This is a genomic window from Enterococcus malodoratus ATCC 43197, assembly GCF_000407185.1.
In the GTDB taxonomy this organism is placed as follows: Bacteria; Bacillota; Bacilli; order Lactobacillales; family Enterococcaceae; genus Enterococcus_A; species Enterococcus_A malodoratus.
Genome location: NZ_KE136481.1, coordinates 224,105 through 235,106 on the forward strand (window position 1 = coordinate 224,105; position 11,002 = coordinate 235,106).

Sequence of the window (11,002 nt, forward strand, 5' to 3'; positions counted from 1 at the left end):
ATCACTCCTCCTTTTCCAATCCAGTTTTCAAATTCAAGGCTTCTTTCAATCTTGGAATCATCAAGCACAATGCCAAAATGATTGAAGAGAAAATCTTCAAATAAGTTGTATCTAATCCAACTTTGATGATGATTAAAATCAATAATTGATAAATGATACTACCTAAAACGATTGCGACAAGTCTTTCAACAAAAGTGACTTCACCATACAGGACCTCACCGATGATGATCGAAGCTAGACCGATAACGATTACACCGACCCCTTTACCGATATCCGCATAGCCGTCATTTTGTGCAATCAACGCGCCTGATAGAGCAATCACACCATTTGATAAAGTCAAACCGATCACTTTCATGCGATCTGTGTTGATACCGATCGAACGCGCCATATTTTCATTATCGCCAGTAGCGATATATGCTTGACCAAAATCTGTAAAAAAGAAAAACAGCAGCAAGACCACGATGATCACGATTGCGATCAAGCCTAACAATACGATATCAAAATGATCCGGCAGATTTAGGTTCGTAAAGAAATCTTGAATCTTTGGCTGCTTCAACAAGGAAAGATTCGGTGTCTGCATAATGAAAAGCATCACCGAGTTCAATCCTGACATGACTAAAATTCCAGCTAAGATGACCGGGATTTTTCCTTTAGTGTAAAGCATGCCCGTAATAAACCCGGCACACATACCTGCGACGATTCCTAAAAGTGTCGCGAGAAACGGGGATACGCCGTTAGTGATCGCCGTTACACAGACTGCTCCGCCTAACGGAAATGAACCCTCTGTTGTCATATCCGGGAAATTTAGGATCCGGTACGTCATGAAAATACCTAATCCTAAAATACCCCATAAAAATCCTTGTCCTATCGCTGAAATTACCATTTGTCTACTCCCCTTTAACTACTTCTGCTTTTTCTTTGATTTTATCTGGAATCGTAATTCCTAATTCTTTGGCTTTTTCTTCATTGATAATCATATCGCCATAATCGATTACATTGACTGGTGTGTCTGCTGGTTTTGATTTACCGCTTAATACATTAGCAGCCATTTTTCCAGATTCAACACCTAGCTCAAATTGATTTTGTCCCACAGTTGCGATTCCGCCTTCTTTCACCATGTTGTCCACCGAAACAAACACAGGCTTCTTCGCTTTGTCTGACTCACTGATCATTGTTTGGAAGGCACTGGCGATCGTGTTGTCTTGCGGGATGTATAAGTAGTCTGTTTCTTGACAAGCTTGCTGTGTGATCTGAGCGATATCATTACTTGAACTGATCGCATATTTCTTTACAGTCAAGCCCTCTTTGGTCGCACGTTTTTCGGCCCGGTCAATTTGTGATTTAGAGTTTTCTTCTGAAGATGAGTAGATCATTCCAACGGTTTTTGCATCAGGGAACATTTCTTTCGCCATATCTAATTGCTGATCAACCGGCGTTAAATTATTTACACCTGTGATATTTCCACCGGGATGCTTCAAATCTTTGACTAGACCCGCTCCGATCGGATCGCTGATCGCTGACATGATGATCGGCTTGTCGCTAGTCGCGTTGGCCAATGCTTTGGCTGCGGGAGTTGCAACACCAATTAAGACATCCGAGTTTTTTTCTAACAGTTGTTGGCTCATGCTGTTCAATTTACTTTGATCACCTTGACCGTTTAAAAATTCAATTTTGATATTCTTGCCGTCTTCATAGCCCTCATCTTTTAATCCTTTGATCACACCGTCTTTGATTTGATCTAACGATGGGTGACTGATGAATTGCAAGATACCGACAGTCTTCATTTCTTCCTTATCTGCTGTAGCGTCTGTTTGACGCGAACCCATTTGATAAGCGAATACCCCGATTAGTACAACTGCTAACGCGATGATTGATCCAATAATTCCTTTATTTTTCATGATTAATTCCTCCGGTTTTTGTTTTTTTGATGGTACTGGTCTTGAAGGCTGCTAACTCACTAGTAGTTTACTAGCTGTAGCACGATTAGAAAAACTGGCAAAAAAAGACAACTACCCCAAATTTAACGGTAGTTGTCTTAGAAAAAACAAAAACCGCATAGATATAGTCTCTATGCGGGAATAAGCATCAAAAAATATCCAGCATAGATACAAAATTTAGAAGTTGCCTAAACGTTGTATCTATGAGTGAATTCATAAATACAACTTATCTACGCCAGTTTTGCCAGCTATTCAATTGATTAGATAAGTTTGCGTGTCTCATGAATGTCACTCCTTTTTCTTTTTTAAGGTTGAGGTTAGTTTAGCCGAAAAAAAATCGACTGTCAACTCTTTTTATTAAAAAAAACTCATTTATTTTATTCGTACTCTCATTTTTACTTTTTAAGGTCCCACATCGGTAAACGATTCAATTCAGGAATAAATTCATTATTCAAATCCGCTAAACTCTCAACTACAAAACGATTCTTCTCTTTTCCATTATGGAAGAAGATGAAGGTCACCTGTCGGGGATCAAGTTTATATTTTTGGGCAATCGTCTCGCTATCATAGACAATTGGATAATAATAAAACTTGCGATTAAGCATCGTTTGTTGATTGGGATCATCTAAGACGGTCATTACATTTCTAAAAGAAGTCCCGTCTGGTTGGCTGAACATAATCGAAATCGCCTTTGTATCCTTTATTTTCTGATCGACCGTTTGATACTCCAAAGGGATTAAGTGGTCCGATTTTAGTGAATCAAAAACTAACTCATCTAGTTGGTCTTGCCGAATTGTCTTTTGAGCAAAAGCAGCTGAGGTAGAAAAAATAATCGCAAAAATGACTAGCCCAGCCAAAATTGCTAAGGTGCGGCGTTCATTTTCCGATACTACTATAATAAAATTCCGCCAAAAATTAAGTATTTTTTCTTTAGCAGTTGCTAAATATCGTTCCATAATAACGCCTCCCTTCTTATCATTATATTATTTTTTTCTTAAAAGCGCTACCAGCAAGGATGGATTTCACTTTTTTTATATATTCAGGAAGCGCATCGTGTTTTATATTGGATTGTTAGCGTTTTATTTTAATGATATTATAATAATGATAATTCATTTTAAGGAGGTTTTATGATGAGCAGTATTGAACATTTTTCACGTAATGAGATAACAAAGAGTAATCGGCTTCTTTCCAGTATTCGCAGTGTGATCGAGACGGCGTTCTATGGAAATAATGTCTCGCGGATTCGCCATCTTACGGATGCTTACGCGTTGGCTAAGGCGAGTCCAGGAACGATCACGACGGATCTTGATGTTGCCTATACGAGTAGATTGCAGCTTCCTACAGATGCCAAAGTCTTAGTGACGAATGATGGAAAAATCGTTGGACGAACAGCTGCCGCTCGACGCATTATCGGTCAACAAGGAATCGACAGTGCTTTTTATAGTGAGCTTTTAAGAGAAGCAGTTTTCAATGCCCGGTCTAAAAAGTTTTACTCCGGTGAAGTTATCGTGGGTTTGGATGAAGAATTCACGGTTAAATCGCATTTGATGTTGCCGGCCGACTACAGTCCTAACCTCTACTCCTATTTACTAAACTTTCAGATTGGCGATGCCAAGCATCTTTTCTATCAGCAATCAGATGAAATTCATACAGGCGACATTTTCATTTTTGCTGACCCAGATTGGGAGCATCCTGACTTCCCGGATGGCGTGGTCGTGATTGATCCGCTGCATAATTGTGCCGGTATTTTAGGATTGCGCTATTTCGGCGAATTGAAAAAAGCGACTTTGACGTTGGCATGGGCAACTGCTCATCGTAACGGCTTCCTTGCCTGCCATGGCGGGATGAAGCAATACCTGTTAGAAGATAAAAAATATACAATGGCCGCCTTTGGCTTATCAGGCTCAGGCAAATCAACGATTACGCTGGCGAAACCTAAAAATAAAGGTGAAGTTCATGTTCTTCATGATGACGCATTTGTTATTTCGAAGGAAAAAGGGTCGACGACTGCTTTAGAGCCGGCCTATTTTGATAAGACACAGGATTACCCGATGACTAGCGAACAGATCAAATACATTGTCACGGCTCAAAACGTCGGAGTTACTTTGGATGAACAAAATAAAAAAGTTTTAGTCACAGAAGATGTTCGTAATGGGAATGGACGCAGCATCAAGAGCCGCTATGCTACGCCGAATCGTGTGGATCATATTGCGGAAAAGGTCGACGGTCTGTTCTGGATCATGAAAGATGACAGCCTACCGCCATTGATCAAGATTGAAGACCCTTCCCTTGCCGCAGTTTTTGGTGCGACGCTCGCGACGAAACGTTCAACCGCTGAAAATGTAGTTGGCGAAGTCGCCGATCAATTGGTGATCGAACCTTTCGCAAATCCGTTCCGCTGTTATCCTTTACAGGAAGATTATCAAGATTTCAAAGAACTGTTCCAAAAACAGAAGACTGCTTGCTTTATTTTGAATACAGGTGATTTCAAGGGACGTAAGGTTACCCCCGAAGAAACCCTAAGCAGTATTGAGAAAATCATCGACGGGTCAGCAAAGTTCAAGCCTTTTGGTCCGCTGAAAAAAATCAGTTATCTGCCAGTTAAGAAGCACGAGCCGGATTTTAATAGTCATCATTACTTGATCCATTTGATGACTCGTTTAGAAACACGTCTTGCGTTTGTTCAATCGCGCAAAACGTATCAAGGCGGCTACGATCGCTTGCCAAATGAAGCGGAACAGCTGCTTTTACAGCTTTTGGACGAGCTTCACAGCTACCACGAATCATTAAGCGTCTAAACAAAGTTAAGGATCTCCAGTGACTTGCTTGGTCACTGGGGCTTTTTTGTTTATAATAGATATATTATGAATAGAAATGAGGGAGAAAAATGTCCTTTGATGGAGTTTTTACCCATGCGATGGTCCGAGAATTGAAAGATCAGCTCGTCACCGGCAGAATATCCAAGATTCACCAGCCCTATGAAAATGAAGTCGTTTTGGTCATCCGCGCGCAAGGAAAAAATCGCCGCCTGCTCCTTTCGGCGCATCCTAGCTACGCACGAATCCAATTAACAGAAATTGCTTATACTAATCCGGAAAATCCGCCGAACTTCGTCATGATGCTGCGTAAGCATTTAGAGGGTGCGATTTTAGAGGATATTCATCAAGTGGAAAATGACCGGGTCGTTCACTTTACTTTCAGCAAACGCGATGAATTGGGCGATCTGCAAAATATTGTCTTAATCGTGGAATTGATGGGGCGCCACTCGACAATTGTCCTATTGAACAAAGAAACTGGTAAAATTTTAGATGCAATCAAGCATATTGGTCATTCCCAAAATACGTACCGCTCTATCCTGCCCGGCAGCGAGTACATCGAACCGCCAAAACAAGAACAGCTGAATCCTTTTCACGCTCCTAAGGAACAGGTATTTAAGATTCTTTCAACTGCGGAAATCCTCGATGGCCGTTACCTGCAGCAGAATTTCCAAGGGTTGGGGCGTGATACCGCTGAGGAACTAGTCTTTCGTCTTACCCAACGGCCAAATGAAAAAATGGCTGTCTGGGCGGAATTTTGGCAAAGTGTCCAAGATGACCTTACTCCAACCGTGGGAACGAAAAATGACAAAGAATTCTTTGCCCCGCTTGCTTTTGAAACGCTGGAGAATACAACAGCTTATGATAGTTTAAGTACGTTACTTGACGCTTACTATGGTGAAAAAGCGGAAAAGGATCGAGTGAAACAACTCGGCAATGACTTGATTCGCAAAGTCGATAATGAGATTAAACGCAATCAGACCAAGCTGGCAAAACGTGAAAAAACCTTGCATGATTCTGAAAATGCAGAGGAATTCCGCCGCGACGGTGAATTACTGACGACTTTCATGACACAGGTTCCGCGAGGGGCAGAAAGTGTTGAATTGCAAAATTATTATGAAGAAAATGCGCCAATCGTGATTAAATTGAATCCGGCATTAACGCCAAATCAAAATGCTCAGAAATATTTCCAAAAGTATCAGAAGTTAAAAAATGCAGTCAAATTGATTTACAATCAGATCGCTGAAGCCAAAGATGAGATTGCCTATCTTGAATCGGTCTTGGCGCAGTTAGAGATCGCCGGTCCAATGGACATCGAGGTTATCAAAGAAGAGCTTGTTGCCAGCGGCTACTTGAAACGGAAACGCAGCAAGAAAAATCGGAAGCAGACCCCTTCTAAACCTGAACGCTTCGTAGCTAGTGATGGCACAGAAATCTTGGTCGGGAAAAACAACCTGCAAAATGATCAATTAACTTTGAAACAAGCACGAAAAACCGATATCTGGCTTCATGCCAAAAATATCCCAGGTTCTCACGTAATTGTAAAAAGCAATGACCCTAGTGAGGAAACTTTGCTAGAAGCCGCCGAACTGGCCGCCTATTTTTCAAAATTCCGCCAATCTGCGCAGGTCCCGGTGGATTATGTCGCGGTCAAACATGTCCATAAACCAAATGGAGCAAAACCGGGTTTTGTGATTTATGAAAATCAAAAAACTTTGTTCGTGACCCCCGAGGAATCTCTGGTGGAAAAATTACGTGGATAGTATCTCGCTTTGAAACAAAAAAAGGAACCGCCAGTTAGGCGGTTCCTTTTTTCTGTGTTTTCTTCGTACTAATCTTAACGCCTAATATTTCCAGGAAGAAATTGAAAATCGGAATACCGACGATCAAGCCCCAAACACCCAAGAATTTTTCACTGACTAATAGAATGACGAAGGTATAAAAGATCGGTAATTTTGTACGGCTCGACATAAACTTTGGATTCAAGATATAGGCCTCAATACAATGAACGACCACGATCAAGATTAATACGTAAACGACCGTCTGAATGCCTCCCGTTGAATAGGCGATCAATGTCAGCGGGATACAGGAGAAAATTACCCCAGCCACTGGAATCAAGCTCAAAATGAAAATCATGATCGCTAATGTCGGCAATTGCGTAAAGCCGATCAGCCCTAAGCCAACGGTGGTAATCACGGTATTGACGATCGCAATCAATAATTGCACCTCTACCACCACGCCGAAGGTATCCACGAAAACTTTAGCAAAGTAGTATAAATCTTGGAAAAACCAAGAATACTCGCTACTCAAAAAGTTCTTTGAGAACAAGACTGTCTTTTCCTTTTCCACCATAAAGAAGAAACTCAAAATGAAGGAAACAATGAAGGCGACAGCTAATCGACCAACATTTTGCAATTGTTCCAAAATAATTCCGGCACCGCTCTCCACCTTATCCTGCCAATTATGATTTTTGAAATAATTGGAAATCGTGTTAGTGATGAAATCAGAATCGAAATCCTTATGCTGGTAAAAATGGACGATCGAATTATAAGTGGATGTCACCTGATCAATCAATATCGTCGAATACCTAGAGATTAGCAAATAGAGCAGCCATAACTCAATTAAATACAGGAGTGTCGCTAATAGAAAGGTCGGAGCTTTAATATAGCGTTGGACAAATTTGACGATTTTAACTGAAATCAAGGTAAAGATGAAGGTCAGTAAAATCGAGGTCATAAACTCTCTGACTAAAAATAGGACAAAGATAACTACTGCTAGAACCGTAAATCTTCGTAACCGAGTGTTGTTTAAAAATTTCTCATACATTTGAAAGCCTCTTATTCATAATAATATATCTATTTTTCTGTCTGAAAAATAAATTTGATGCACAAATCACGCTTTTTCAACTATCATTCTTTAACATTGTTCTGATTCTAATCCATAATTTTTGGTTTGTATAGGATCAATCAAAAAGTCGGATAATTTCAAATTAACGCAATAAATGTGATTATTTATCCTCGACTTTGCCCGCTAAAGCAACTAGCGAAACTAGCGTCGAAAAAATCTACTGAAAATAATATACCATTAAACCTCTTTTTCGGCTTCTAATAAACATTGCACCCTTTTTGAGGATTGAAGTTGTTTAGCTCATGAAATCATCGTAAACAAAAAAAGCATCCGCAGATGCTTTTTTGTGTTTAATTCAACCAGTTTTCAGGGTCCTTACGCCATTTTTTCAATAGCTCAAGCTGTTCATGATTGATATAGTTCTCTTTTAAGGCACTTTCGATCAAAGTCGAATAATTGGTCAACGTAACTAACGGCATGTTGGCCGCTTCGAAATTATTTTTACCTTTGGCTAATTCATAAGTGAAGATCGCTGCGACGCCTAAGACATCCGCACCCTCTCTTTTTGCCGCTTCGGCCGCTTCTAATACACTGCCGCCGGTTGAGATCAAGTCTTCAATTACGACCATCTTTTGGCCTTCTTTGATGCGGCCTTCAATTTGGTTTCCACGACCGTGATCTTTTGCTTTACTGCGAATGTAAACCATCGGCAAGTCTAAAATTTCTGCTACCCAAGCCGCATGAGGAATTCCTGCTGTTGCCGTTCCGGCGATTACTTCGACATTTGGAAAGGCTTCTTTGATTTTTTCCGCCAAGCCTTGCGCGATTGCGCGGCGAACTTCAGGATAGCTCATGGTCACGCGATTGTCGCAATAGATGGGTGATTTTAATCCGCTGGCCCAAGTGAAAGGCTCATCAGGACTCAAAGAAACTGCTTCGATTGATAATAAGTCTTTGGCGATTTGTTCTGCGATCATTTATGCTTCACCGTTCCATTCTTTTTTGATTTGTAAATAGCTTTGATACGGGTTTTCTGCTTGTGTGATTGGTCGGCCGACAACAATGTAATTCGAACCGATTTCCCGCGCTTTGGCTGGTGTCATGACGCGTTTTTGGTCACCGACACTGGCACCTTGCGGACGAATCCCTGGTGTTAAACAGATGAAATCTTCATTTGTTGCTTCGTGAATTTTTTCGACTTCATGAGCCGAACAGACTACGCCCTCTAATCCGGCTTTTTCCGCGCATTTGGCGTAGTGCAGCACACTTTCCTGCAAGCTGACTTTGATCAGCTGGTCGTCATGCATCTGTTCTTCACTTGTGGAGGTTAATTGTGTTACAGCGATCAGTTCAGGGATCGTTTGATCTTCTGCTGTCCCGTCACTTAATCCCTGTTTAGCCGCCTGCATCATTTCCACGCCGCCCGCGGCATGGACATTGGTGATCTTGACGCCCATTTTCGCAATGCCGCGCATCGCTTTTTGGACAGTATTTGGAATGTCATGCAGTTTCAGGTCAAGGAAAATATCGTGACCTTGAGTGCGTAAAAAATTAACGATTGCTGGTCCTTCTTGGTAAAAAAGCTCCATGCCGATCTTCACGAATAATTTCTCCGTGATTGGAAAATGAGTTAAAAAGGTTTCGATTTCCTGCTTTGAAGCAAAATCAAAAGCGACGATTGGTCTTTTTTCCATTAGAACATCCCCCTAACTTCTTGACGCAGCTGTTCCAATGATTCAATCCCCAATTCCGCCATCCGGATCGGCAGCTCTTCGATTAATTTCGGACAGATGTAAGGATCAGTGAAGTTCGCTGTTCCGACAGCAACAGCACTGGCGCCTGCCATAAACATTTCTAGAACATCATCCACCGTTTGGACGCCGCCCATACCGATGATCGGCAATTCGCTGACTGCGGCTACTTGATTGATCAAGCGGATCGCCACTGGTTTAATGGCTGGTCCGGATAAGCCGCCTGTGCGGTTGGCCAAAATCGGTTGCCGCGTTTTTAAATCGATACGCATTCCCAGTAAAGTGTTGATCATCGTGAAGCCGTCCGCTCCACCTTTTTCAATCGCTTTAGCAATCGGAACGATATCTGTAACATTAGGGCTCAGTTTAACGTAGACTGGAACATTTGCGACTTCCTTGACCGCTTTGGTTAAACGATAAGCGACCTCTGGATCGGTTCCGAAGGCGATTCCGCCGTGTTTTACGTTGGGACAAGAAATGTTCAATTCGATCGCTTTGACATTCGGTGCATCGTCGATTTTCGCGCAAACCTCGACATAATCCTCTTCGCATGCGCCTGCTACGTTAGCAATGATCGGAAGCTCTTGATACTTTTCTAGGCTCGGTAGAATATCCTGCAGCACGACTTCCATGCCGGGATTTTGCAGACCGATCGCGTTCAGCATGCCGCTGGGCGTTTCCGCCACACGCGGTGTCGCATTCCCGAAGCGTTCCTTTGGTGTCGTTGCTTTGATCATGATGGCACCTAGTTGATTCAAATCATAGTAATCTGCGTATTCTTTGCCGAATCCGAAACAGCCGCTTGCCGGCATGATCGGATTTTTTAAGTCTAAACCAGGTAATTTGACTGCGATACTCATTAAAAGATGACCTCCCCTGCTTGGAAAACGGGCCCGTCTTCACATACTTTGACACTTTTGTTTTCATCCTCAGGTACATGGCAGACACAGGCGTAACAAGCACCCATTCCGCAAGCCATGCGAGATTCTAATGATAGCTGAACGTTATCAACGGTGGAATAAAGCTGCTCCACTGTTTTCAAGAGGCCATTATTGCCGCAAGCAAAAACAGCGTTTGGCTGTCTTTTTTCAGCCAGCAATAAATTGCCGACATTTCCTTGAATGCCGAAGGTGCCGTCATCCGTTGAAAAACGGGTTTCGCCCAATGCCTGAAACTCGTCTGCGTAATAGACCACCTCTTGCGTTCCGAACCCAAGAAAATGAACCACTTTGACCCCTTTGACCTTCAACTCTTTAGATAGCTGATACAAAGGCGGCACGCCGATACCACCGCCGACGATAAAGGCTGTATCTCCAGCATTCAGCTGATCGATTTCAAAGCCGTGACCTAGCGGACCCATAACATCTAATTGTTCGCCGGCAGACATTTCAGCAAAATAGCTGGTTCCGTCGCCTTCGACACGATAAATGATAGTACAGGTTTCCTCTGCTCGATCATATTGATTGATACTGATGGGGCGGCGCAATAATAAATCACTTCTTGGTACACGGATATGCAAGAACTGTCCTGGCATGGTCATTTCATTGACTAATTCTCCCGTTAAAACCAGCTCATAGATTCTCGGTGCTAACTCTTGTTGACGAACGATCGTCATCATTTCCTGCTTCATAACGGCCTCCCTATAGATCGA

The 11,002-nt window shown here is 42.2% G+C and carries 10 protein-coding genes; 2 read left to right on the forward strand and 8 right to left on the reverse strand.

The genetic code is table 11. From position 1 onward, the window contains the following. Position 1: 1 nt before the first annotated feature. The 3 genes from I585_RS01025 to I585_RS01035 form a co-directional block, all read right to left on the reverse strand. A complete protein-coding gene (locus I585_RS01025; protein ID WP_010739171.1) occupies positions 2–883 on the reverse strand; it encodes an ABC transporter permease in 882 nt (293 codons plus the stop codon). A 4-nt stretch (positions 884–887) separates the two neighbouring features. Further along, entirely contained in the window at positions 888–1,898 is a 1,011-nt protein-coding gene (trpX, locus tag I585_RS01030) for a tryptophan ABC transporter substrate-binding protein (RefSeq protein WP_010739172.1), read from the reverse strand. Positions 1,899–2,332: 434 nt separating this feature from the next. Next, positions 2,333–2,893, reverse strand: coding sequence for a hypothetical protein (locus I585_RS01035; RefSeq protein ID WP_010739173.1), 561 nt, complete (start codon positions 2,891–2,893; stop codon positions 2,333–2,335). Between the two features lie 174 nt (positions 2,894–3,067). Between I585_RS01035 and I585_RS01040 the strand changes: the two genes are divergently transcribed. Together I585_RS01040 and efbA are read left to right on the forward strand one after the other, a co-directional pair. Then, positions 3,068–4,735: a phosphoenolpyruvate carboxykinase (ATP) gene (locus I585_RS01040; RefSeq protein ID WP_010739174.1), complete on the forward strand. Its 1,668-nt coding sequence runs from the start codon at positions 3,068–3,070 to the stop codon at positions 4,733–4,735. A gap of 89 nt (positions 4,736–4,824) precedes the next feature. Beyond that, entirely contained in the window at positions 4,825–6,516 is a 1,692-nt protein-coding gene (gene efbA, locus I585_RS01045) for a fibronectin-binding protein EfbA (protein WP_010739175.1), read from the forward strand. A gap of 34 nt (positions 6,517–6,550) precedes the next feature. Here the strand turns inward: efbA and I585_RS01050 are convergent, their stop codons facing one another. From I585_RS01050 to I585_RS01070, 5 genes are all read right to left on the reverse strand, one after another. Then, positions 6,551–7,579: an AI-2E family transporter gene (locus I585_RS01050; protein ID WP_010739176.1), complete on the reverse strand. Its 1,029-nt coding sequence runs from the start codon at positions 7,577–7,579 to the stop codon at positions 6,551–6,553. 371 nt (positions 7,580–7,950) lie between these two features. Beyond that, positions 7,951–8,577 (reverse strand): orotate phosphoribosyltransferase, encoded by a 627-nt coding sequence (gene pyrE, locus I585_RS01055; RefSeq protein WP_010739177.1) that lies wholly within the window; start codon positions 8,575–8,577, stop codon positions 7,951–7,953. After that, entirely contained in the window at positions 8,578–9,294 is a 717-nt protein-coding gene (pyrF, locus tag I585_RS01060; RefSeq protein WP_010739178.1) for an orotidine-5'-phosphate decarboxylase, read from the reverse strand. Further along, positions 9,294–10,211, reverse strand: coding sequence for a dihydroorotate dehydrogenase (locus I585_RS01065; RefSeq protein WP_010739179.1), 918 nt, complete (start codon positions 10,209–10,211; stop codon positions 9,294–9,296). Before I585_RS01065 ends, pyrF begins: the two co-directional genes overlap by 1 nt. Further along, on the reverse strand, positions 10,211–10,999 hold the full coding sequence (locus I585_RS01070) for a dihydroorotate dehydrogenase electron transfer subunit (protein WP_371198562.1): 789 nt from the start codon (positions 10,997–10,999) through the stop codon (positions 10,211–10,213). The genes I585_RS01065 and I585_RS01070 overlap by 1 nt, the downstream gene beginning before the upstream one ends. Between the last annotated feature and the right edge of the window lie 3 nt (positions 11,000–11,002).